7 protein-coding genes are annotated in these 24,787 nt (G+C 66.7%); 4 read left to right on the top strand and 3 right to left on the bottom strand.

What is annotated here, in order from left to right; translation table 11 throughout:
- Nucleotides 1–11 precede the first annotated feature (11 nt).
- Nucleotides 12–9,683, top strand: a complete 9,672-nt coding sequence (locus LU688_RS16770) for a non-ribosomal peptide synthetase (RefSeq protein ID WP_289678191.1) — start codon at nt 12–14, stop codon at nt 9,681–9,683.
- A gap of 1 nt (nt 9,684) precedes the next feature.
- The gene (locus LU688_RS16765; protein ID WP_232888161.1) at nt 9,685–18,330 is read left to right on the top strand and encodes a non-ribosomal peptide synthetase; all 8,646 of its coding nucleotides are present in this window, start codon (nt 9,685–9,687) and stop codon (nt 18,328–18,330) included.
- Between the two features lie 55 nt (nt 18,331–18,385).
- Here LU688_RS16765 and LU688_RS16760 read toward each other — a convergent pair whose 3' ends face one another.
- Entirely contained in the window at nt 18,386–18,619 is a 234-nt protein-coding gene (locus LU688_RS16760) for a hypothetical protein (protein WP_028689390.1), read from the bottom strand.
- Between the two features lie 414 nt (nt 18,620–19,033).
- Between LU688_RS16760 and LU688_RS16755 the strand changes: the two genes are divergently transcribed.
- Nucleotides 19,034–19,666, top strand: coding sequence for a LysE family translocator (locus LU688_RS16755; protein ID WP_046855231.1), 633 nt, complete (start codon nt 19,034–19,036; stop codon nt 19,664–19,666).
- A gap of 87 nt (nt 19,667–19,753) precedes the next feature.
- Nucleotides 19,754–21,928: an ATP-binding protein gene (locus LU688_RS16750; protein ID WP_094011890.1), complete on the top strand. Its 2,175-nt coding sequence runs from the start codon at nt 19,754–19,756 to the stop codon at nt 21,926–21,928.
- 30 nt (nt 21,929–21,958) lie between these two features.
- Here LU688_RS16750 and LU688_RS16745 read toward each other — a convergent pair whose 3' ends face one another.
- Together LU688_RS16745 and LU688_RS16740 are read right to left on the bottom strand one after the other, a co-directional pair.
- Nucleotides 21,959–24,139 carry an ATP-binding protein gene (locus LU688_RS16745; RefSeq protein WP_094011891.1) on the bottom strand — a complete coding sequence of 727 codons (2,181 nt, stop codon included), beginning with the start codon at nt 24,137–24,139 and terminating at the stop codon, nt 21,959–21,961.
- A gap of 84 nt (nt 24,140–24,223) precedes the next feature.
- A complete protein-coding gene (locus LU688_RS16740; protein WP_094011892.1) occupies nt 24,224–24,787 on the bottom strand; it encodes an NUDIX hydrolase in 564 nt (187 codons plus the stop codon).

Below are 24,787 nucleotides of genomic sequence, written 5' to 3'. Positions count from 1 at the left end.
AGACATTCAAAGTGCAAGAGCTGCTCGACTCCGTAAAGTCGCTGTCCACCAGGGAGCGCAAGGCATTGGCAGCCTTGCTCAAGCGCCAGGGTGTCAACCTCTACGGGGTCACCCCGATCTTCAGAAGGGACTCGGCGGACGGGGCAGCGCTTTCCTATGCACAGCAGCGCCAGTGGTTCCTCTGGCAGCTCGACCCGCACAGCGCCGCCTACAACATCCCGGCGGCGCTGCGGCTCAAGGGCGCGCTGGATGTCGAGGCGTTGCAGCGCAGCTTCGACAGCCTGGTGGCGCGCCACGAAACCCTGCGCACCACCTTCCGCCAGGAAGGTGACGGGGCGGTGCAGATCGTCCATCCGCCAATGCCCGTGGCGCTGGCGGTGGAGCCCTTCGTGCCTGCGGATTCGACGGATCTGCAGGCAGCCATCCGCGCGCGGGTAGAGGCCGAGGTGCAGCAGCCGTTCGACCTGGAGCATGGTCCGTTGCTGCGGGTCAGGCTGCTGGTGCTGGGGCCTGAAGAGCATGTGCTGATCCTGACCGTGCACCATATCGTTTCCGATGGCTGGTCCACGCCGATCCTGGTGGACGAGCTGATCCGCCTGTACGAGGGCTTGCGCCTGGGCTCGCCGGTGACCCTGGTCGAGCTGCCGATCCAGTACGCCGACTACGCCCTGTGGCAGCGCGACTGGATGGAGGCGGGCGAGCAGGAGCGCCAGCTCGGTTACTGGCGCGAGCAACTGGCGGGCGAGCAGCCGTTGCTGGAGCTGCCTGTCGACCGCCCGCGGCCGTCGGTGCAGAGCTTCCAGGGCGCACGTCTGGGCATCGATATCGATGCCTCCCTGGCGCAGGGACTCAAGGCCCTGGCGCGCCAGCAGGGGGTGACCCTGTTCATGCTGTTGCTGGCCTCCTTCCAGACCCTGCTGCATCGCTACAGCGGGCAGGCCGACATCCGTGTCGGCGTGCCGGTGGCCAACCGTACCCGTGCCGAAACCCAGGGGCTGATCGGCTTCTTCGTCAACACCCAGGTGCTCAAGGCCGAGTTCGCGCCGCAGACCACCTTTGCCGCGTTGCTGCAGCAGGTGCGTGAAACCTCGCTGCAGGCCCAGGCGCACCAGGACCTGCCGTTCGAGCAACTGGTCGAGGCGCTGCAGCCCGAACGCAGCATGAGCCACAACCCGCTGTTCCAGGTGCTGTTCAACCACCAGGCCGAGAGCCCGGGCATGGTCCGTGAGCTGGGCGGGTTGCAGGTCGAGGGCTTGAGCTGGGAAGCGCAGACCACCCAGTTCGACCTGATCCTCAACACGGCCGAGCACGAGGGTGGGCTGATTGCGGCGTTCACCTATGCCACCTCGCTGTTCGATGCGGCCACGGTCGAGCGCATCGGCCGGCATTGGCGCAACTTGTTGCAGGGCATCTGTGCGGATCACGCCCAGCGTGTGGCGCAGTTGCCGTTGCTCGATGCGGCAGAGCTGGGGGCGTGGACGGCTGATGTGCAGCGTTACCCGAGTACCGAATGCACCCATGCGCTGATCGAGCAGCAGGCGGCGCGCACGCCTGAAGCGATCGCCGTGACCTTCGCCGGGCAGGCGCTGAGCTATGACCAGCTCAACCGCCGCGCCAACCGCCTGGCACACAAGCTGCGCGCACAGGGCGTGGGGCCGGATGTGCTGGTGGGCATCGCCGTGGAGCGCGGGTTCGAGATGATCGTCGGCCTGCTGGCGATCCTCAAGGGCGGGGGCGCCTATGTGCCGCTGGATCCGGAGTACCCGCAGGATCGCCTGAGCTACATGATGGAGGACAGCGGCATTCAGTTGCTGCTGACTCAAGGCCATCTGCTGGCCGGGCTGCCGGTGCCGGCGCACGTGCGCAGCCTGTCTCTCGAAGATGATCTGACCGGCTATAGCGACGAAAACCCCGAGCACCTGACCCAGCCAGACAACCTGGCCTATGTGATCTACACCTCGGGCTCGACCGGCAAGCCAAAAGGCACGCTGCTGCCGCACCACAACCTGCTGCGCCTGTTCAAGGCGACGGACGCCTGGTTTGGCTTTGATGCGCAGGATGTGTGGACGCTGTTCCACTCGTACGCCTTCGACTTCTCGGTGTGGGAGATCTTCGGTGCGCTGCTGCATGGCGGTCGTCTGGTGATCGTGCCGCGTGAGGTGACCCGCTCGCCGGAGGACTTCCACCAGTTGCTGGTGGAGCAGGGCGTGACCGTGCTGAACCAGACCCCGTCGGCGTTCAAGCCGCTGATGCGCGTGGCCTGTGACAGTACTGCTGATCTGGCGCTGCGCTACGTGATCTTCGGCGGCGAAGCCCTGGATGTGGCCGCTTTGCAGCCATGGTTCGAGCGCTTCGGCGAAGAGTGCGACAACCTGATCAACATGTACGGCATCACCGAGACCACGGTGCACGTGACCTACCGGCCGATCCGCTTTGCCGACACGCAACAGGCGGGCAGCCCGATCGGCGCGGCAATTCCGGACCTGTCGATGTATGTGCTGGACGCTGACTTCAATCCGGTGGCCAAGGGCTGCACGGGCGAGCTGCATGTCGGCCACGCCGGCTTGGCACGGGGTTATCACAGCCGCGCCTCGCTGACCGCCGAACGCTTCGTGCCGGACCCGTTCTCCAGCGAAGGCGGACGCCTGTACCGCACCGGCGACCTGGCGCGTTACCGCGAGCAGGGCGTGATCGAGTACGTGGGCCGGATCGACCACCAGGTGAAGATCCGTGGCTTCCGTATCGAACTGGGCGAGATCGAAGCGCGCCTGCAAGAGCATGCGGCGGTGCGCGAAGTGCTGGTGCTGGATATCGACGGGGCAGGGGGCAAGCAACTGGCGGCCTACCTGATCGCTCAAGATCCAGCTGCCGATCACGCAACCCTGCGCGACACGCTGAAACAGCACCTCAAAGCCAACCTGCCGGACTACATGGTGCCGACGCACTTCCTGGTCTTGGACCAGTGGCCATTGACCGCCAACGGCAAGCTGGACCGCAAGGCCCTGCCCAAGCCGGACGCCAGCCAACTGCAACAGGGCTACGTGGCCCCGCGCACGGCGCTGGAGCAGCAACTGGCGGCGATCTGGAGCGAGGTGCTCAAGGTCGAGCAAGTGGGCCTGCACGATAACTTCTTCGAACTCGGCGGCCATTCATTGCTGGCCACCCAGGTCACCTCGCGCATCCGCCAGCGCCTGGACCTGGAAGTCCCGCTGCGCAGCCTGTTCGAGTCCGCCGACCTGCAAGCCTTCGCCCAGGCCGGCGGCCAAGGCGCGGCCAGCCAGGCGCCGGTGTTCAGCGTCGTGGATCGCAACCAGCCGCTGGCCTTGTCCTACGCCCAGCAACGCCAGTGGTTCCTCTGGCAGCTGGAGCCGGCCAGCGCCGCCTACAACATCCCATCGGCCCTGCGCCTGAAGGGCGAGCTGGATATCGAGGCGCTGCGCAGCAGCTTCGCCGCGCTGATCGCCCGCCACGAAACCCTGCGTACTACGTTCCATCAGGAAGGTGAACAGGCCTGGCAACGCATCCATGCCGCAGGTGACTTCGACTTGCCGGTCGAGACGGTGGCGAGCGAGGCGCTGCAGGCGCGAATCGCGCAGGAGACCGCGCAGCCGTTCGACCTGGAACACGGCCCGTTGCTGCGCGCCCGCCTGCTGCGCCTGGCCGCCGACGAGCATGTGCTGGTACTGACCCTGCACCATATCGTCGCCGATGGTTGGTCGATGCCGATCATGGTCGATGAAGTGGTGCGTCTGTATGCCGGGTACCGTCAGGGCGCCGAGGCGCAACTGCCGGCCCTGGCGTTCCAGTACGCCGATTATGCCGCCTGGCAGCGCCAGTGGATGGCGGCGGGCGAGCAGGCGCGCCAGCTCGACTACTGGCGCCAGCAACTGGGCGACGAGCAACCGGTGCTGGAGTTGCCTGCCGACCGCCCACGCCCATTGCAGCTGAGTCATGCCGGGGCACGCCTGGATATCCACCTGGAGCCGGAACTCGCCGAGGCGCTGAAAGCCACCGCACGGCAACAGGGCGTGACCCTGTTCATGCTGTTGCTGGCCTCGTTCCAGGTGCTGCTGCACCGCCTCAGTGGTCAATCGCAGGTGCGCGTCGGCGTCCCGGTCGCCAACCGCAACCGGGCCGAGACCGAGGGCCTGATCGGCTTCTTCGTCAACACCCAGGTGCTCAAGGCTGAGTTCGCGCCGCAAACCACCTTCGCCGGGTTGCTGCAACAGGTCCGGCACACCGCCGTGCAGGCCCAGGCGCACCAGGACCTGCCGTTCGAGCAACTGGTCGAGGCGCTGCAGCCCGAGCGCAGCCTGAGCCACAGCCCACTGTTCCAGGTGCTGTTCAACCACAAGGCGGAAAACCCCGGCATGGCCCAGGAACTGGCCGGGCTGCGGATCGAGGGGCTGGGTTGGGAAGACCGCAGCACCCAGTTCGACCTGGTCCTGAACACGGTCGAGCACGACGCGGGGTTGAGCGCCATCCTGACCTACGCCACTGCATTGTTCGATCCGGCCACTGCCGAGCGTCTGGGTGGGTACTGGCGCAATCTGTTGCAGGGCATCTGCCAGGACAGCGCCCAACGCGTGGCGCAGTTGCCGTTGCTCGATGCGCTCGAGTTGGATGAGCGGCAAGCGCATGTACAACGTTACCCAAGCTCCGAGTGCGCTCACGCGCTGATCGAGCAGCAGGCGGTGCGTACACCGGAAGCGATCGCCGTGACCTTCGCCGGGCAGATATTGAGCTATGACCAGCTCAACCGCCGCGCCAACCGCCTGGCGCACAAGCTGCGCGCGCAGGGCGTGGGGCCGGATGTGCTGGTGGGCATCGCGGTGGAGCGCGGGTTCGAGATGATCGTCGGCCTGCTGGCGATCCTCAAGGCCGGGGGCGCCTATGTGCCGCTGGACCCGGAATACCCGCAGGATCGCCTGAGCTACATGATGGAAGACAGCGGCATTCAGTTGCTGCTGACTCAAGGCCATCTGCTGGCCGGGCTGCCGGTGCCGGCGCACGTGCGCAGCCTGTCTCTCGAAGATGATCTGACCGACTATAGCGACGAAAACCCCGAGCACCTGACCCAGCCAGACAACCTGGCCTATGTGATCTACACCTCGGGCTCGACCGGCAAGCCAAAAGGCACGCTGCTGCCGCACCACAACCTGCTGCGCCTGTTCAAGGCGACGGACGCCTGGTTTGGCTTTGATGCGCAGGATGTGTGGACGCTGTTCCACTCGTACGCCTTCGACTTCTCGGTGTGGGAGATCTTCGGTGCGCTGCTGCATGGCGGTCGTCTGGTGATCGTGCCGCGTGAGGTGACCCGCTCGCCGGAGGACTTCCACCAGTTGCTGGTGGAGCAGGGCGTGACCGTGCTGAACCAGACCCCGTCGGCGTTCAAGCCGCTGATGCGCGTGGCCTGTGACAGCACTGCCGATCTGGCGCTGCGCTACGTGATCTTCGGCGGCGAAGCCCTGGATCTGGCCGCTTTGCAGCCATGGTTCGAGCGCTTCGGCGAAGAGTGCGACAACCTGATCAACATGTACGGCATCACCGAGACCACGGTGCACGTGACCTACCGGCCGATCCGTTTTGCCGACACGCAACAGGCGGGCAGCCCGATCGGTGCGGCGATTCCGGACCTGTCGATGTACGTGCTGGACGCAGATTTCAATCCGGTGGCCAAGGGCTGCACGGGCGAGCTGCATGTCGGCCACGCTGGCCTGGCACGGGGTTACCACAACCGCGCCTCGCTGACTGCCGAACGCTTCGTGCCGGACCCGTTCTCCAGCGAAGGCGGACGCCTGTACCGCACCGGCGACCTGGCGCGTTACCGCGAACAGGGCGTGATCGAGTACGTGGGCCGGATCGACCACCAGGTGAAGATCCGTGGCTTCCGTATCGAACTGGGCGAGATCGAAGCGCGCCTGCAAGAGCATGCGGCGGTGCGTGAAGTGCTGGTGCTGGATATCGACGGGGCAGGGGGCAAGCAACTGGCGGCCTACCTGATCGCTCAAGATCCAGCTGCCGATCACGCAACCCTGCGCGACACGCTGAAACAGCACCTCAAAGCCAACCTGCCGGACTACATGGTGCCGACGCACTTCCTGGTCTTGAACCAGTGGCCGCTGACCGCCAACGGCAAGCTGGACCGCAAGGCCCTGCCGAAGCCGGATGCCAGCCAGCTGCAACAGGGCTACGTGGCCCCGAGCACGGCGCTGGAGCAGCAACTGGCGGCGATCTGGAGCGAGGTGCTGAAGGTCGAGCAGGTCGGCCTGCACGACAACTTCTTCGAACTCGGCGGCCACTCGTTGCTGGCCACCCAGGTCACCTCGCGCATCCGCCAGCGCCTGAATGTGGAAGTGTCGCTGCGTAGCCTGTTCGAATCCGCCGACCTGCAGGCCTTCGCCCAGGCCGCAGGCGAGGGTGCGGCCAGCCAGGCCCCCGCCATTACCGTGGCGGACCGCAACCAGCCGCTGGTGCTGTCGTACGCCCAGCAACGCCAGTGGTTCCTCTGGCAACTGGAGCCGGATAGCGCCGCCTACCACATCCCTGCAGCCCTGCAACTGAAGGGGCGACTGAACCCCGAGGCGTTGCGTCAGGCCTTCGAGACCCTGATCGCTCGCCATGAGAGCCTGCGCACCACCTTCGATCAGCAAGGTGGCGAAGCGCAGCAGTGTATCCACGCGCCCACGACGTTCACCCTGGTCATGGAATCGCTGCAGGACACCTCCACCGAGGCGGTCCGCGAGCGCGTGGCTCGGGAGATCCAGCGCCCGTTCGACCTGACCCAGGGGCCGCTGTTGCGAGTACGCCTGCTGCGCCTGGCCGAGGACGATCACGTGCTGGTGCTGACCCTGCATCATATCGTCGCCGATGGCTGGTCGATGCCGATCATGGTCGATGAAGTGGTCGACGCCTACCTGGCCTTGAGCCAGGGCCGGCAACCCGAACAGCCGGCCTTGCCGGTGCAGTACGCCGACTATGCCGTCTGGCAGCGCCAGTGGATGGAGGCCGGCGAGCAGGCCCGCCAGCTGGACTACTGGCTGGCGCAGCTGGGCGGCGAGCACTATGTGCTGCAACTGCCCACCGATCATCCACGGCCCACTGTGCAAAGCCACGCCGGTCGCAGCCTCGCCATCGAGGTACCGGCGCCGCTGGTCCAGGCTTTGAAGGCGCAGGCGCGCCAGCAAGGGGTGACGCTGTTCATGCTGCTGCTGGCTTCGTTCCAGAGCTTGCTGCACCGGCAGACCGGGCAGGCCGACATCCGTGTCGGCGTGCCGATCGCCAACCGCACCCGGGCCGAGACCGAAGGCTTGATCGGCTTCTTCGTCAACACCCAGGTGCTCAAGGCGCAGTTCGAGCTGCACACGACCTTCAGCGCGTTGCTGCAACAGGTCAAGCACGCCGCCTTGCAGGCCCAGGCGCACCAGGACCTGCCCTTCGAGCAACTGGTCGAAGCGCTGCAGCCGGAGCGCAGCCTGAGCCACAACCCGCTGTTCCAGGTGATGTTCAACCACCAGGCCCAACGCTCGGACCAGGGGCGCGAACTGCCTGGGCTGAGCATCGAAGGCCTGAGCTGGGGCAATCCCACGGCGCACCTCGACCTGGCCCTGGATACTTTCGAAAGCGAGGACGGCCTCGGCGCGACCCTGACCTATGTCAGCGACCTGTTCGAGCACGCCACCATCGAGCGCATGGCCGCGCACTGGCTCAACCTGTTGCAGGCAGTCAGCACCCAGCCTGCCCAGCGGATCGTCGAGCTGCCGCTGCTCGATGAGGCACAGCGCCAGGTCATCCTCGGGCAGTGGAGCCGCCACGAGGCGATCTACCCTGACCAGCGCACCGTGCAGCAGCTGATCGCCGACCAGGCCGCGCGTACCCCGCACGCCACGGCGCTGATCTGCGAAGGGCAGCAGCTCACCTACCAGGCCCTGGACCTGCGCGCCAACCAGCTGGCCCATCGCCTGCGCGAGGCGGGCATCGGCCCGGACGTGCGCGTGGGCATCGCCCTGCCGCGCAGCCTGGACATGGTGGTCGGCCTGCTGGGCGTGCTCAAGGCCGGCGGCGCCTATGTGCCGCTGGATCCCGACTACCCGCACGAGCGCCTGGCCTACATGATGGAGGACAGCGGCATCGCCCTGTTGCTCGGCCACAGCGCCCAACTGCAAGACCTGGCCATGGCACCGCAGGTGCGCAGCCTGTGCCTGGACAGCGAGTCGCTCGATGCCTGGCCGAGCCATGCGCTGCCGGCGCTGGGCGACCCCGACAACCTGGCGTACATCATGTACACCTCCGGTTCCACCGGGCGCCCCAAGGGCGTCGGCATCAGCGCTGCGGCCCTGAGCCGCCATGCCCATGTCGCCCAGGGTTTCTGCGGCCTGTCGGCGGCCGACCGGGTGCTGCAGTTCTCCACCTTCAACTTCGACGCCTTCGTCGAGCAGCTCTACCCGGCGCTGATCTGCGGCGCCAGCGTGGTGCTGCGCGGCCCGACGCTGTGGGACAGCGAGACCTTCTACCGTGAAGTGGTGACCCAGGGCATCACCTTCGCCGACCTGCCAACCGCCTACTGGTACCTGTTGGCCAAGGACTTCGCGGCCAAAGGCCCGCGCGACTATGGTTCGCTGCGGCGCATCCACATGGGCGGCGAGGCCATGGCCGCCGATGGCGTGCTGGCCTGGCAACAGGCCGGGCTCGGCCATGTGCGCCTGCTCAATACCTACGGGCCGACCGAGGCCACCGTCAGCGTCATGAGCCACGACTGCAGCGCCTATGTCACCGGCGAGCAACCCCTGCCGGTGCAGATCCCGATCGGCAAGGCCCTGGGCGGTCGCTCGATCCACCTGGTGGACGCCGATGCCGACCTGGCCCTGCCGGGCGCCATCGGTGAACTGCTGGTCGGTGGCGAGCTGCTCGCCCGCGGCTATCACAATCGTCCGGGGCTGACCGCCGAACGCTTCATCCCCGACCCGTTCGCGACGACGCCGGGCGGGCGCCTGTACCGCACCGGCGACCTGGCGCGCTATCGCGAGCACGGCGTGGTCGAGTACGCCGGGCGTATCGACCATCAGGTGAAGATCCGCGGCTTCCGTATCGAGCTGGGCGAGATCGAGGCGCGCCTGCGCGAGCACCCGGCGGTGCGCGAAGTGCTGGTGGTCGATATCGATGGCCCGGGCGGCAAGCAACTGGCGGCCTACCTGGTGCCCAACGCCATGCCCGAGGCCGAGGACGGCCTGCGCGCCGAGCTGAAGGCGCACCTGGGCGCCAGCCTGCCGGACTACATGGTGCCGATGTACCTGGTGCTGCTCGAACGCATGCCGCTGCTGCCCAACGGCAAGCTCGACCGCAAGGCGCTGCCGGCCCCCGATACCCGCCAGTCGCAGCCGGCCTACGTGGCCCCGGTCAGTGAACTGGAGCAACAGCTGGCGGCGCTCTGGGCCGAGGTGCTGCAGGTCGAGCGTGTGGGCCTGGGCGATGACTTCTTCGAGCTGGGCGGGCACTCGCTGCTGGCGGCCCAGCTGATTTCCAAGATCAACTCGGGCCTGGGCATCGACATCCCCCTGCGCCTGCTATTCGAGAAACCGCAATTGAATGATTTTGCCCAGGCTTGTGCCAGCACCGGCTTGTCGTTGAGCGAGGACGGCTTGTCCGATATCGAAAGAATGATGAATGAAATGGCGGGCGTCTGAGATGGACAAGAGCACAGCAGAACGTATCGCCAAGCGCTTTGTCGGCCTTGCCCTGGAGCAGCGTCGGCAGATCCTCGACAAGATGCGCGAGACCGGGCAGAGCTTCCGCTTGCTGCCCATCGCCGTGACCCGTCACGACAGCCCGCGCATCCCGCTGTCCTATGCCCAGCAGCGCATGCTGTTCCTCTGGCAGCTGGAGCCGCACAGCAGCTTCTACAACGTGCCGATGGCGGTGCGCCTGAGCGGTTCGCTGAACCAGCAGGCCTTGGCCCAGGCCCTGGATGCGCTGGTGCGGCGCCATGAGAGCCTGCGCACGCGCTTTGTCTCCGAGCAGGGCGAGTTCCACCAGCAGGTCCTCGAGCAGCCGGGCGTTGGCCTGGAGGTGCGCGAGGTGCAGGCCGGGCCGGGCGAGGATATCGAGCAGTGCCTGCGTACTGCGGTGCGCGAGGCGCTGGATGCGCCGTTCGACCTGCTCGAAGGCCCGCTGCTGCGGGTCCGGCTGTTGCGCCTGGCACCGACCGAGCACGTGCTGACGGTGTGCATGCACCATATCGTCTCCGACGGCTGGTCGGGCGAGCTGATGGTGCAGGAGTTCGTGCACCTGTACGAGGCGCTGTCGCAAGGCCGTGACGCCAACCTGCCGCCGCTGGAGGTGCAATACGCCGACTACGCGATCTGGCAACGCGCCTGGCTGGAGGCCGGCGAGGGCGAGCGCCAGTTGCAGTATTGGAAGCAGCAGCTGGGCGATGAACACCCGGTACTGGACCTGCCACTGGACCACGAGCGTCCGGCGCACCCCAGCTACCGTGGCGCGACGCTGCGCAGCGATGTGCCGGCGGCGCTGTCGGCGCAGCTCAAGGCCCAGGCGCGCAGCCAGGGCCAGACCGTGTTCATGCTGACCCTGGCGGCGCTGGCCGTGACCCTGTCGCGCTACAGCGGCCAGGCCGACATCCGCATCGGCGCGCCCAACGCCGGGCGCAACCGCAAGGAAGTCGAAGGCCTGATCGGCTTCTTCATCAACACCCAGGTGCTGCGGGTGCAGGTGGACGAGCGCCAGAGTGGCGCGGCGCTGCTGGAACAGGTGAAGCAGGTGGTCAGTGGCGCGCAATCGCACCAGGAACTGCCGTTCGAGCACCTGGTCGACGCCCTGGCGCCGGAGCGCAACCTGGGCCACAACCCGCTGTTCCAGGTGAAGATCAACCAGAACATGGCCGATACCGAGGCCGGCGCCCAGGCCCGGCAGACGCTGGGTGAGCTGAGTGTCAGCGGTTTTTCGGTCGAGGGCAGCGATGCGCGCTTCGACCTGGCCTACGACTTCACCGAAACCCCCGACGGCCTGCAAGGCTACTTCACCTACAGCACCGATCTGTTCGAAGCCGCGACCATCGAGCGCATGGCCGCTTCGTTCCAGGCCGTGTTGCGTACGCTTGTCGAGCACCCCGACGCGGCATTGCTCGATCACCCGGACGCCCAGGCTGAGCAGGTCGAAACCGCTGCCCAAGGCTGGCCGCAGCAGGACTTCCTCGCCCTGTGGCGTCAGGGCCTGCAAGCCGGGGGTGGGCAGCCGGCATTGCGAGCTGGGGATCGCACGCTCACCTACGCCGAGCTGGAGCAGCAGGCCAACCGTTTCGCGCATTACCTCAAGGCGCAGGGTATCGCCCCGGGCATGACCGTGGCGCTGTGCCAGGAGCGCTCCATCGAGTGGGTGACCAGCCTGCTGGCGGTGCTAAAGCTGGGCGCGGTGTACCTGCCGCTGGACAGCCGCCAGCCGGCCGAGCGTCTGCAGCAGTTGCTGCAGGCCAGCGCCGCGCAGCTTCTGGTGCATGCCCAGGGCGACGCCCAGGCGGCGGGGCTGGGCGTGTGCCGCGCCGTGGCCTATGACGCTTCGTTGTATGGCGACTGCGACGACCAGCCTCCGGCGGTGCGTGTCTTGCCGCAGCAGGCGGCCTACATCATCTATACCTCGGGTTCCACCGGGCAACCCAAGGGCGTGGTGGTCAGCCACGGGGCGCTGGCCAACTACCTGCAGGGCGTGCTGCAACGCCTGGACTTGCAGCCCGGCGCCAGCCTGGCGATGGTCTCCACCGTGGCCGCCGACCTCGGCCACACCGTGCTCTTTGGCGCGCTGGCCTCGGGCCGGCTGCTGCACCTGCTGGGCCACGACCAGGGTTTCGATCCGGATGCCTTCGCCAGCTACATGGCCGAGCACCGCGTCGATGTGCTGAAGATCGTGCCGAGCCACCTGCAGGGCCTGTTGCAGGCCGCGCAGCCGGAGCGGGTGTTGCCCGAGCAACTGCTGATCCTTGGTGGCGAGGCCAGTTCCTGGGCGCTGATCGAGCAGATCCGCCGCCTGAAGCCCGGCTGCCGGATCATCAACCACTACGGCCCGACCGAGACCACCGTGGGCATCCTCACCCACGAAGTCGGCAAGCGCCTGCCCGGCTGGCGCAGCGTGCCGGTCGGCCGACCGCTGGACAACGGCCAGGCGCGGGTGCTGGACGCCTACCTCAATCCGCTGTCCGAGCGCGTGGCCGGCGAGCTGTACCTGGGCGGCCAGGGCCTGGCCCAGGGTTATGTCGGCCAGCCGGGGTTGACCGCCGAGCGTTTCGTCCCCGATCCGTTCGGTGACAACGGCCAGCGGCTGTACCGTGCCGGTGACCGCGCACGCCTGGACCAGGGTGTGCTGGAGTACCTGGGCCGTGGCGACGACCAGGTGAAGATCCGTGGTTACCGGGTCGAGCCGGGCGAGGTCGGCCAGGTACTGCAAGGCCTTCCCGGCGTGGCCGAGGCCGTGGTGCTGGCACTGCCCCTGGACAGCGACCCTACGCGCCTGCAACTGGTGGCCTGGGCCGTACCGGCGGCGGGTGTCGAGCTGCAGGCCGAGGCCCTGCGTCAGGCCTTGCTGGAGCGCCTGCCAGAGTACCTGGTGCCGGCGCAGGTGCTGCTGCTCGAACGCCTGCCGCTGACCGCCAATGGCAAGCTGGACAAGCGTGCCCTGCCCAGACCCGGGGTGGTGGCCAAGCAGCGCTTTGTCGCGCCGGTGGGTGAAATCGAAGAGAAACTCGCGGCGATCTGGTGCGAGGTGCTCAAGCGTGAGCAAGTGGGCAGCACCGACAACTTCTTCGAGATGGGCGGCGACTCGATCCTCAGCCTGCAGATCATTGCCCGCGCCAAGCGCCAGGGCATCAAGCTGAGCCCCAAGCAGTTGTTCGAGAAACAGACCATCGGCCAACTGGCGGCGGTGGCCAAGCTGATCGAGAAGAAGCCGGCGGCCGAGGTGGTCGAGCAGGTCAGCGGCAACCTGCCGCTGCTACCGATCCAGGCGCGGTTCTTCGACAGCGCGATTCCCCAGCGCCACCACTGGAACCAGGCGGTGCTGCTGACCCCGCGCCAGCCGTTGACGGTGGCCTTGCTGCAACCTGCGCTCAAGCTGCTGGTGGAACAGCACGACGCCCTGCGCCTGCGGTTCAGCGAGGACCAGGGCCAGTGGCAAGGCCAGTTCGCGCCGGTCGACGCGCAGCAGTTGCTGTGGGTACATCAGCTGGACGATGCCGCGCGCCTGCCGGAACTGGCCGACGAGGCCCAGCGTAGCCTGGACCTGAAGAATGGCCCGCTGCTGCGCGTGGTGCTGATCGACCTGCCCGAGGGGCAACAGCGCCTGCTGGTGGTGATCCACCACCTGGTGGTCGATGGCGTGTCCTGGCGCGTCCTGCTCGAAGACCTGCAGCTGGCCTGCCAGGCACTGCTGGCCGGCAAGGCGCCGGTGCTGCCGGCCAAGAGCAGTTCGCTCAAGGCCTGGGCCGAGCACCTGCGCGAGCACGCCCGCAGCCCCGCGATGGTGGCCGAGCTGGCCTACTGGCAAGCGCAGTTACAGGGTGTCAGCGACGTCCTGCCTGGGGCGAACCCGCAGGGTGGCCAGCAGCGCAAGCATGAAATCTCGGTGCGCACCCACCTGAACGCCGAACTGACCCGGCAACTGCTGCAGGAGGCGCCGGCCGCCTACCGCACCCAGGTCAACGACCTGCTGCTGACGGCGCTGGCGCGGGTCATCCGCCGCTGGACCGGCGAGGCGCACGCGCTGATCCGCCTGGAAGGCCATGGCCGCGAAGACCTGTTCGATGACCTCGACATCACCCGCACGGTCGGCTGGTTCAGCAGCCTCTACCCGTTGAAGCTGACCCCCGCCGATGACCTGGGCGCGTCGCTGATGGCGGTCAAGGAGCAACTGCGCGCCGTGCCGGCCAAGGGCATCGGTTACGATGTGCTGCGTTACCTGGGTGACGCGCAGGCCCGCGAAACCCTCGGCGCCCTGGCCCAGGGCAGCATCGTGTTCAACTACCTGGGGCAATTCGACGGCAGCTTCGATAGCGAACAAGGGTTGTTCACCCCGGCGCCGGAAGGCGCGGGGCAGGGGCAAAGCCCGGAGGCGCCGCTGGGCAGCCTGCTCAGCATCGATGGCCAGGTCTACTCCGGTGAACTGGCGCTGGACTGGAGCTTCAGCAGCGCCGTGTTCGAACGTGGGCAGATCCAGCGCCTGGCCGACGAGTACGCTGAGGAGTTGCGCCTGTTGATCGGCCACTGCACCACTCCGGGCGTGGCGGGTGTGACGCCTTCGGACTTCCCGCTGGCCAACCTCGACCAGCGTCAGCTGGCGGCGCTGCCGGTGGCGGCGGACAACATCGAAGACATCTACCCGCTGTCGCCGATGCAGCAGGGCATGCTGTTCCACAGCCTGTACCAGCAGGAGGCGGGCAACTACATCAACCAGACTCGCGTCGAGGTGCAGGGTCTGGACGTACCGCGCTTCATCGCGGCCTTGCAGGCCACCGTGGACAACCACGAAGTGCTGCGCAGCAGTTTCTTCAGTGGCTACGACCAGTCACTGCAAGTGGTGCAGCGCCAGGCGCGGCTGCCGCTGGTCGAGCTCGACTGGCGTGACCAGGCCGACCTGCCGCGGGCGTTGCAGGAATGGACCGAGGCCGACCTGCGTGCCGGTTTCGACCTGGCCAGCGGTCCGCTGCTGCGCCTGGCGGTGATCCGCAGCGCCGAACAGCAGTACCAGCTGGTGCTGACCAACCACCATATCCTGCTCGATGGCTGGAGCAGCTCGCGCCTGTTCGGCGAGGTGCTGCAGCGTTACGCCGGTGTCACCCCGGCAGGCAAGAACAGCCGTTACCGCGACTATATCCAATGGCTGCAGCGCCAGGACCAGGCCGCCAGCGAGCGCTTCTGGCGCGAGCGTACGGCGGAACTGGACGAGCCTACGCGGCTGGCCCAGGCCTTCAGGGCCGAAGCCCAGGGCCACGGGCAGGCCGAGCATCAGATCAGCCTGGATGCACAGCGTACCCAGCGCCTGGGCGAGTTTGCCCGGGACCAGCGGATCACCCTCAACACCCTGGTCCAGGCCGCGTGGCTGTTGCTGTTGCAGCGCTACACCGGGCAGGCCTGCGTGACCTTCGGCGCCACCGTGGCCGGCCGCCCGGCGGAGCTCGCGGGCGTCGAGGAGCAGCTGGGGCTGTTCATCAATACCTTGCCGGTGGTTGCCAGCCCACGTCCGGAGCAGACCGTGGGCGACTGGGTACAGCACGTGCAAGGGTTGAACCTGGCCCTGCGCGAGCACGAGCACACGCCCCTGTACGAGATCCAGCGCTGGGCCGGCTGGAGCGGTGAGGCACTGTTCGACAATATCCTGGTGTTCGAGAACTACCCGGTGTCGGAGGCGCTGCAGCAAGGCGCTCCCCAGGGGCTGGTGTTCGGCGAGGTGGCCAGCCTGGAGCAGACCAACTATCCGCTGACGCTGGTGGCCCAGGTGGGCGAAAAACTGTCGGCCAGCTTCAAGTTCGACCGCGCCAGCTATGCCGAATCGGCTGTCGGGCAGATCGCGGCACATTTCGTCGAGCTCCTGGAAGGGTTGGCGGACTCGTCGCAGCGGGCGTTGGGTGAGCTGGTGCTGAGCACCGCGCCGCTACAAGTGATCGATAGCTATCCAAGCTCGGCCTGCGCCCATGCGCTGATCGAGCAGCAGGCGGCGCGCACGCCTGAAGCGATCGCCGTGACCTTCGCCGGGCAGGCGTTGAGCTACGACCAGCTCAACCGCCGCGCCAACCGCCTGGCGCACAAGCTGCGCGCGCAGGGCGTGGGGCCGGATGTGCTGGTGGGCATCGCCGTGGAGCGTGGTTTCGAGATGATCGTCGGCCTGCTGGCGATCCTCAAGGCCGGGGGCGCCTATGTGCCGCTGGATCCGGAATACCCGCAGGATCGCCTGAGCTACATGATGGAAGACAGCGGTATTCAGTTGCTGCTTACTCAAGACCATCTGCTGGCCGGGCTGCCGGTGCCGGCGCACGTTCGCAGCCTGCAGCTGGAGGATGATCTGGCCGGTTACAGCGACGAAAACCCCGAGCACCTGACCCAGCCAGACAACCTGGCCTATGTGATCTACACGTCCGGTTCCACCGGCAAACCGAAAGGCACGCTGCTGCCGCACCACAACCTGCTGCGCCTGTTCAAGGCCACCGATGCCTGGTTCGGCTTCGGCCCGCAGGATGTGTGGACGCTGTTCCACTCCTATGCGTTCGACTTCTCCGTGTGGGAGATCTTCGGCGCGCTGCTGCACGGCGGTCGCCTGGTGATCGTGCCGCGTGAAGTGACCCGTTCGCCGGAAGACTTCCACCAGTTGCTGGTGGAGCAGGGCGTGACCGTGCTGAACCAGACCCCATCGGCGTTCAAGCCGCTGATGCGGGTGGCCTGTGACAGTGCATCCGACCTTTCGCTGCGTTACGTGATTTTCGGCGGCGAAGCCCTGGACGTGGCTGCGTTGCAACCGTGGTTCGAGCGCTTCGGCGAGGACTGCGACAACCTGATCAACATGTACGGCATCACCGAGACCACGGTCCACGTGACCTACCGGCCGATCCGTTTTGTCGACACGCAACAAGCGGGCAGCCCGATCGGTGCGGCGATCCCCGATTTGTCGATGTACGTGCTGGACGCAGACTTCAACCCGGTGGCCAAGGGCTGCACCGGCGAGCTGCATGTCGGCCATGCCGGCCTGGCGCGGGGTTACCACAACCGTGCCTCGCTGACTGCCGAACGCTTTGTGCCGGACCCGTTCTCCAGCGAAGGCGGACGCCTGTACCGCACCGGCGACCTGGCGCGTTACCGCGAGCAGGGTGTGATCGAGTACGTGGGCCGGATCGACCACCAGGTGAAGATCCGCGGCTTCCGTATCGAACTGGGCGAGATCGAAGCGCGCCTGCAAGAACATGCGGCGGTGCGCGAAGTGCTGGTGCTGGATATCGACGGGGCAGGGGGCAAGCAACTGGCGGCCTACCTGATCGCTCAAGATTCATCAGCCGACCATGCAACCCTGCGTGACGCGCTGAAACAGCACCTCAAAGCCAACCTGCCGGACTACATGGTGCCGACGCACTTCCTGGTCTTGGCGCAGTGGCCATTGACCGCCAACGGCAAGCTGGACCGCAAGGCCCTGCCCAAGCCGGACGCCAGCCAGCTGCAACAGGGCTACGTGGCCCCGCGCACGGCACTGGAGCAGCAACTGGCGGCGATCTGGGCCGAGGTGCTGAAGGTCGAGCAGGTCGGCCTGCACGACAACTTCTTCGAACTCGGCGGCCACTCGCTGCTGGTGATCACCCTGGTGAACAAGGTGCGCGAAGCCTTCGCCATCAATATCAGCCTGCATGAGTTCATGCTGATGGCCAGCTTCGAGGAACTGGCCAACTTCATCGGTGGCGGCAAGGATCGCCTGAAATCGCCGGTAATCAACCTCAACGGCTGCCAGCGCCAGCGCCCGGCGCTGTTCTGCCTGCCGCCGGGTGGCGGCGGTGCCTACGCCTACTACCCGCTGGCCAGCCGCCTGGCCGATGAGCGCCCGGTGTATGGCCTGGTCAACCGCTGCTATGCCGAGCCGGGCTGGGTGGACGAATCCTGGGCGGCGATGGTCGGCTATTACGTCGAGCAGATTCGCCGTACCCAGGCCAGCGGCCCGTACCATCTGCTGGGTTGGTCCATGGGTGGCGCCCTGGCGCTGGAGGTGGCTTACTCCCTGGAGCAGGCCGGCCAGCAGGTCGGTTTCGTCGGCCTGGTCGACACCCAGCTGCCGCAGGAAGTATCCGGTCTCGACGCCGAGTCTGTCGAGGTGGTGCAGGTGGCGCGGGCGGACGAGAGCCTGCTGCGTGGCCTGCTGGCCTTTGCGCCGGGCGTCGGCGAGGCGCGGATCGCTGGCTTCATCGACGAGGCCGAGCGTCTGCCGGCCGAGGTCGACAGGACCGAGTGGGTCATCGCGCAGGTGGCCGCCGCGGGGAATGTCAGCGCCGAACGTCTGCGCAGCATTCACGAGGATGTGCACTTGCAGCGGGAGATCGTCGACGGCTTCGCCGTGCTCGACCGCAACGCCGAACTGAGCCAGGCATTCCGCCTGCGCCCGCTGGTGGTTCAGGTGGACTGCTGGTGGGCCAGTGAAAGCCGCAGCGCCGAGCGGGTACGCCTGGGCGAGGCGGGGCTGCTGGCCCAGGCTTCGGTCAACGGGCTGGCCAGTTCGACGGTGATCGCCGATGGGCATGAGGGTGTGATCAACGCCGTCGCGTTCATCGACGGGCTGGTGCAGCGGCTTGCCGACAAGGCGTAAGGGTTGCTGTCGCAGCGAGCCGGGGACCGCAATGTGGTCCCGGCATTGCTGCCCATCAAACCGTGCGCAAGCGCGCCTTCTCCACCTGTTGCATCTCCACTCCATCGAGCAATGCCTCGACCACTGCCTTGGCCGCATCCAGCCCATGATCATTGCCCAGCAACAGGTCATGGCAGGTGCCGGTCGCCAGTTCCATTGCCTTGAGGTTGGTGGCGAACGCGCCCTTGAGCAGAGTGGACAGGTGCACCAATGCATCTTCGAAGTCCACGCCTTCGCGCACGGCGAACAGGGAAGGGTGGCTGCATTCGCAGTTGCCGAAGCTGGAGTGCGCCGTGGTGGCGCGGGAAGGGGGATCGGGTAAGCCTTTTGTCATTGTGTCGCTCCTTGATTCAATGGAGCCGCCACAGATCGCTACCAAACGAAGTGGTGACGGCTGTACGCAGGTTGGTAGACCGGGAATCAAGGAAACCGGCGCGCACGAGTGCGCCCTACGCACAGCCGCCATAAAACGAAATAGCGGGCACAGAAAAAGCGCCGACTCTATCGCAATGGGGGCGCTTGTGCGCCTTGATTGATCGCGGGCTACCAAACCCGGCTGCTGGACTTACAGCAGCGCGCAAAGGTTACCGGGCTCAGGCAACCGTTTCAAGGCGCGTTCATATGCGGATACACTCGCCGATTCACCACCACAAGGATGTGCCTGATGCCCGAACCCTCCAACCTGTTGGCCTTCGCCCTGATCAGCCTGGGCATGGTGCTGACCCCCGGCCCCAACATGATCTACCTGATCTCCCGCTCCATCTGCCAGGGGCGCGGCGCTGGGCTGATCTCCCTGGCCGGAGTGGCCATGGGCTTTGTCTTCTACATGCTCTGCGCAGCGCTCGGGATCACCGCGTTGGTCATGGCCGTGCCGTTCGCCTACGACGCCCTGCGCATCGGCGGTGCGCTGTACCTGCTGTACCTGGCCTGGCAGGCGCTGCGCCCGGGCGGGCGCTCGCCGTTCCAGGTGCGCGAGCTGCCGGCGGACAGCCCCAGGCGGTTGTTCATGATGGGCTTTGTGACCAACCTGCTGAACCCCAAGATCGCGGTCATGTACCTGTCGCTGATGCCGCAGTTCATCGAGCCGGGCCATGGCAGCGTCTTGCTGCAGTCGCTGGTACTGGGCGGCACGCAGATCGCCATCAGCGTCACGGTCAACGCGTTGATCGCGGTCATGGCGGGGTCGATCGCCGTGTTCCTGGCCGGTCGGCCGGTGTGGCAGCAGGTGCAGCGCTGGCTGATGGGCACGGTGCTGGCCGCCCTGGCCGTGCGCATGCTAGCTGAAGGGCGCCGTTGATCGCCAACAGCGATCAGATGGAACGTTTTGCCACCGGCCGACTTCTTACCCTCAGAGGAAAGACAACGTGCCCGGGATTACCGCGACATGAAAGCCCGCCAGGAGAGCAAATCAGTCAACTTGCAACCATTACCGGGTTTCATGCGCGGTGGTGGCGAAGTCAGCTGCCTGTTGCAGGCCATGGATTGGGGACGTTCGCCACTGGGCCCGCCGGACGCTTGGTCGCCAGCATTGAAGGGCGTGGTCGCCACGCTCCTCAGCGCCGAGGCACAAATCGTGCTGTTCTGGGGGCCGCAGTACGCCGCGCTGTACAACGATGCTTACTGGCCGACCATTGGTGACAAGCACCCCGCGGCGCTAGGGCAACCCGCCCAGGTTCACTGGCGCGAACTGTGGGACGACCTGGAACCTTTGTTGCGCGGAGTGCGTGAAACCGGCGTGAGCTTTTCCGCCAAGGACCGGCCGTTCTACATCGAACGCCATGGCCCCGGTGAAACGGCATACTTCGACGTCTCCTACTCCGCCGTTCGCGAGGCCGATGGCGCCGTAGGCGGCGTGCTTTGCATCGTCACCGAGACATCCGAACGCGTGTATTTCCAGCACCGTCAGGCATTTCTCCAGGAACTGCGCCAGGCCTTGCCCGGCCTCGGCCAGGCCGAACGCATCGAAGCCCATGCGGTAAGGCGCCTGGCCAAGGAGCTGGGGGCCGCAAGAGTCTGCTTCGGCGAAGACCTGGGCGATGGACGCTACCGGGTAGGACAGGAATGGGCCGCACACGTGCCGCCAATCACCGGCATCAACCAGTACGCGGCCTTGGACCCGGCATTGCGCGAGGCGCTGCTGGCCGGTCAGGTCGTGCAGCGTAACTATGAAGCGAACAGTGCTACGCCCGGTTTCCAAGGGCTGTGTGCCACGTTGCACGCCCCTGTGCTGCGCGCCGAGCGGCTGGAGGCTATGCTCGCGGTGCACTTCCACACCCCCCATGCATGGACACCCAACGAGTGCGTGCTGGTCCAGGAGACCGCCAGCCAGGTGTGGGCGGCCATCACCCATGCCCGCGCCGAGCGCGCGCTGCATGCCTTGAACGAAGACCTCGAGGAAAGAGTGGTAAACATGCTCGCCCAGCGCGAGGCCTCACTGGTGCACCTGCACGAGGCGCGCAAGGCGGAGATCATCGGCCAGCTGTCCGGCGGTATCGCCCACGACCTGAACAACATGCTCACGCCGATCATTGCTTCGTTCGAGTTGCTGCGCCGCCATCCGCAACAGGAGCGTGCCGAACGCCTGATCGACGGCGGCCTGCAGGCGGCGGAGCGGGCGCGCAATCTTGTCGGGCGCCTGCTCAGTTTCGCCCGGCGCCAGACCCTCAAGCCCGTCACGGTGTCGCTGGCCGCGCTGGTGGCGGACATGCACGAACTGATGGCGCGCTCCCTGGGGCCGGCCATTGTGTTGCAGGTCGACATCGACACGGCGCTGCCAGGTGTATTGGTGGATCCGCACCAGTTGGAACTCGCACTGCTGAACCTTGTGGTAAACGCCCGGGACGCCATGAGTGAGGGTGGCCAACTGATCATACGCGCGGGAGCCAATGAGGGCAGCGTGCCTAGGCCGCAAGGGCTGGAGGGCGGTCGCCAGTTGTGGCTGCAGGTCAGTGACAACGGCTGTGGCATGAGTGACGAAGTGCTGGAGCATTGCATCGAGCCGTTCTACTCGACCAAGGGGGTGGGTCGGGGCACCGGCCTTGGTCTGCCGATGGTGCAGGGCCTGGCGTTGCAGTCTGGCGGCGGCTTCAGCATTCGCTCATGGGTCGGTCGAGGCACGGAAGCGACCTTGTGGCTGCCAGCCAGCGAGGCTGAGGTGGTCGAGCGCTTCGTCGAAACGGACGCGCCGCAGCAGGCGCAACGGCCGACTCGGGTGCTGCTGGTCGATGACGAGCCGCTGGTGCGCCAGGCCACGTTGATGCAGTTGCGCGCTCTCGGTTACGAGGTGACCGAAGCGCAAGGGCCCGCCGAGGCCCTGGGGTTGCTGGACCAGGGGCTGGTGCCCGATGCGCTGCTGACCGACCATGTCATGGCCGAGATGACCGGGGCGCGACTGGCCCAGCAGGTACGTGAACGCCTGGGCCAACTGCCGGTGTTGATCATTACCGGTTACACCAACCTCACGCCACGCGAGTTGCATGGCTTCGACGTGCTGCGCAAGCCGTTTCGCCAGGATGAGCTAGGACGCAGCCTGGCGCGTTTGCTGACGGCACGAGGGTAGGTCACGAACCGTTCCTGTGCCACACAGCGCTCACTGCCGCCGCAGCACCTCCTCCAGCATTCGGCACACCTGCTCGGCCGAATAGGGCTTGGCGAGAAAGGCGAAACCCTGGTGGCCACCTTCGGCAATCGCCTCGCTGTAGCCGGAGGTGAGGATCACCGGCAACTGCGGCTGGCTGCGCTGTAACTCCAAGGCCAGGGCCAGTCCCCCCATGCCCGGCATCATCACGTCGGAGAACACCACGTCGAACCCGCCTTGTGTCGAGGCGATCTGTATCAGCGCATCCTCGGCCGAGACCGCCCAACTGACCCGATAGCCATGATCGCGCAGGATCTGCGCGATGAAACTGCCGACATCCGGGTTGTCCTCCACCACCATGATATGTCGGGACTCGCCAGAGGGCTCTAGCGCTGGCATCGTGGCGATGTCCTCGACCGCTGCCTGAGGTACCTGGGGCAGATACAGGGTAAAGGTAGTGCCTTTGCCTTGGCCGCTGCTGACCTGGACATCGCCGCCCGACTGCTTGACGAAGCCGAACACCTGGGACAAGCCGAGCCCGGTACCCTGGCCCGCGCCCTTGGTGGTGAAGAATGGATCGAAGATCCGCTCCTGCAGGTGCGGGGCGATACCCACGCCACTGTCGATCACCGAGATCGCGGCGAATGGCCCGGCCTGGGCGGCCTGGCCGCGCAGCGCCGGCATGGGCTGGTCGGCTTCCAGGCGCAAGCGCAGGGTGCCCGCGCCCGCCATGGCATCGCGGCCGTTGATCATCAGGTTGATCACCGCGGTTTCCAGCTGGCCGAGGTCGGCGTGCACGTGGCAGGGCGTGTCGGGCAGTTCCAGGCTCACCTGGATGCGCGCGCCGGTGGCGGTATCGAGCATCTCGGCCATTGCTTCGAGCCTCGGGCCTGCGTCGAACACCTGGGGGCTGAGCGCCTGGCGCCGAGCGAAGGCGAGCAGTTGCCCGGTCAGCTTGGCGCCGCGGTCGACGGTGTCGGAGACGGTCTTGAAGTAGCGGCTGCGCCGGTTGTCGTCGAGGTCCGGCCGCTGCAGGAAATGGATGGAGGAGCGGATGATGGTCAGCAGGTTGTTGAAGTCGTGGGCCACGCCACCGGTCAGCTGACCGATGGCCTCGAGCTTTTGGGTCTGGCGCAGGACCGCTTCGGTGTGCAGCAACTGGCAGGTACGTTCTTCGACACGCTGCTCGAGGGTCGCGTTGAGCGCCTCCAATGCCGTCATCGCCTCGCGCACCTCGGCGTTGGCCTGGACCCGCTGGATATGCGCCCAGCAGCGTTCGGTCACTTCGCCAAGCAGGGTCTGTTCGTAGCGGGTCCAGGCCCTGGGCCGCTTGTCGTGGATGGCCATCAGCGCCGTCAGGCGGCCCTCCTTGATCAGCGGCATACAGATGGTCGCGGTGATGCCGATGGCCTGAAAGGTCGCCGACTCGGCGGCCGGCAACTGGCTGAGGTTGTCATCGATCACCAGCGCCTGGCCTGCGCGCAGGCGGCTGACGGCCAGTTCGCCGAAGGGGGCCAGGCGATACTGGCCGACCAGCCGTGGCGAGCCCGGTGCAACCCAGTCGCCACAGATGGTGAAACCGTCCTCGTCGGACGCCATCACGGCATAGGCGCAGCTGGACAATTTCAGGTGCTCGCCCAGCAGGCGGGTGGTGGTTGCCATGATCCGTTCGGGATCGGTGGCGTGCGCGGTGGCCCGGCCGAGGCTGTCGAGGAAGTTCAGGCGGCGGTTGGCCACCACGCTCGCGGTGGTTTCGGTGACCGTGTCGAGCATGCCCACAACGTTGCCGTCGTGGTCGCGTACGGGGCTGTAGCAGAAGGTGAAATAGGCGCGCTCCGGGCTGCCGTGGCGCTCGATCGTCAGCGGGAAGTCTTCGATGTACACCGCTTCGCCGTCGAGGGCGCGCCGGGCCATGCGGCCGATATCGCTCCAGGCTTCCTGCCACACTTGGCTGAAGGGGCGCCCGAGGGCCGTGGGCTTGTTGCCGAGGATTTCGCTGAAGGCGTCGTTGTGCAGGGTCAGCAGCGCATCGCCCCAGAGCACGGCCTGGGGGAAGCGCGAGGCCAGACACAGGGCGACGCTGGTCTTGAGCACGTCGGGCCAGCCGTCCAGAGGCCCAAGGGGCGTAGCCGCCCAGTCGTGGTTGCGGATGCGCGCGGCCATCAGCCCGCCGCCGTCTAGCCATTTCGCCATGAACGCTTGCCGGTCCTTTTGTGTGGGATCATCAGGTTGCACCGAGACGCGACGCTTGGCGAGGGATTTGTATGCGCTGTCGCCTCAGCGGATGAAATGCACCTTGCCGGTATCGTCGTTGCCCATGTAGATGCCGTACACCCCGGCCTGGCGCTCGAGGATGTAGCGTTCGAGGATCTGCCGGATCGCCGGGTAGTAGATCTCGTCCCAGGGGATCTGGTCCGGCTCGAAGAAGCGGTAGTCCAAGGTCTCGGGCCCGTACTGGCCGGTCTCCTCGGTGACCACGGCGCGGAAGATGATGTACACCTCGCTGATCTGCGGCACGCTGAAGATCGAGTAGGGCGAGACGATGTCGGCGCGCACGCCGCTCTCTTCCCACACCTCGCGCAGCGCCGCCTGCTCGGTGGTCTCGCCGGCCTCCATGAAACCGGCTGGCAGGGTCCAGGTCCCGGGGCGCGGCGGGATGGCGCGCTGGCACAGCAGGTACTTGCCGTCGCGCTCGATGATGCAGCCGGCGATGATCTTCGGATTGATGTAGTGGATGTAGCCGCAACCGGCGCAGTGAAGACGTTCGTGGGTGTCGCCGTTGGGGACGCCCCGGGCCAGTTCCGTGGTGCAGTGCGGGCAGTAGCGCGGGGCGGTGGGCAT

The organism is Pseudomonas soli (assembly GCF_021283165.2).
GTDB lineage: Bacteria > Pseudomonadota > Gammaproteobacteria > Pseudomonadales > Pseudomonadaceae > Aquipseudomonas > Aquipseudomonas soli.
The sequence above is the reverse complement of the archived record's forward strand: the minus strand, read 5'-3'. Positions and strand labels throughout refer to the sequence as shown.

Excerpts from the sequence above, each read along its gene's own strand:
- LU688_RS16750 (WP_094011890.1), top strand. The coding sequence starts at position 19,754 with ATGAAAGCCCGCCAGGAGAGCAAATCAGTCAACTTGCAACCATTACCG.
- LU688_RS16740 (WP_094011892.1), bottom strand. The coding sequence starts at position 24,787 with ATGCCCACCGCCCCGCGCTACTGCCCGCACTGCACCACGGAACTGGCC.
- LU688_RS16765 (WP_232888161.1), top strand. The coding sequence starts at position 9,685 with ATGGACAAGAGCACAGCAGAACGTATCGCCAAGCGCTTTGTCGGCCTT.
- LU688_RS16755 (WP_046855231.1), top strand. The coding sequence starts at position 19,034 with ATGCCCGAACCCTCCAACCTGTTGGCCTTCGCCCTGATCAGCCTGGGC.
- LU688_RS16745 (WP_094011891.1), bottom strand. The coding sequence starts at position 24,139 with ATGGCGAAATGGCTAGACGGCGGCGGGCTGATGGCCGCGCGCATCCGC.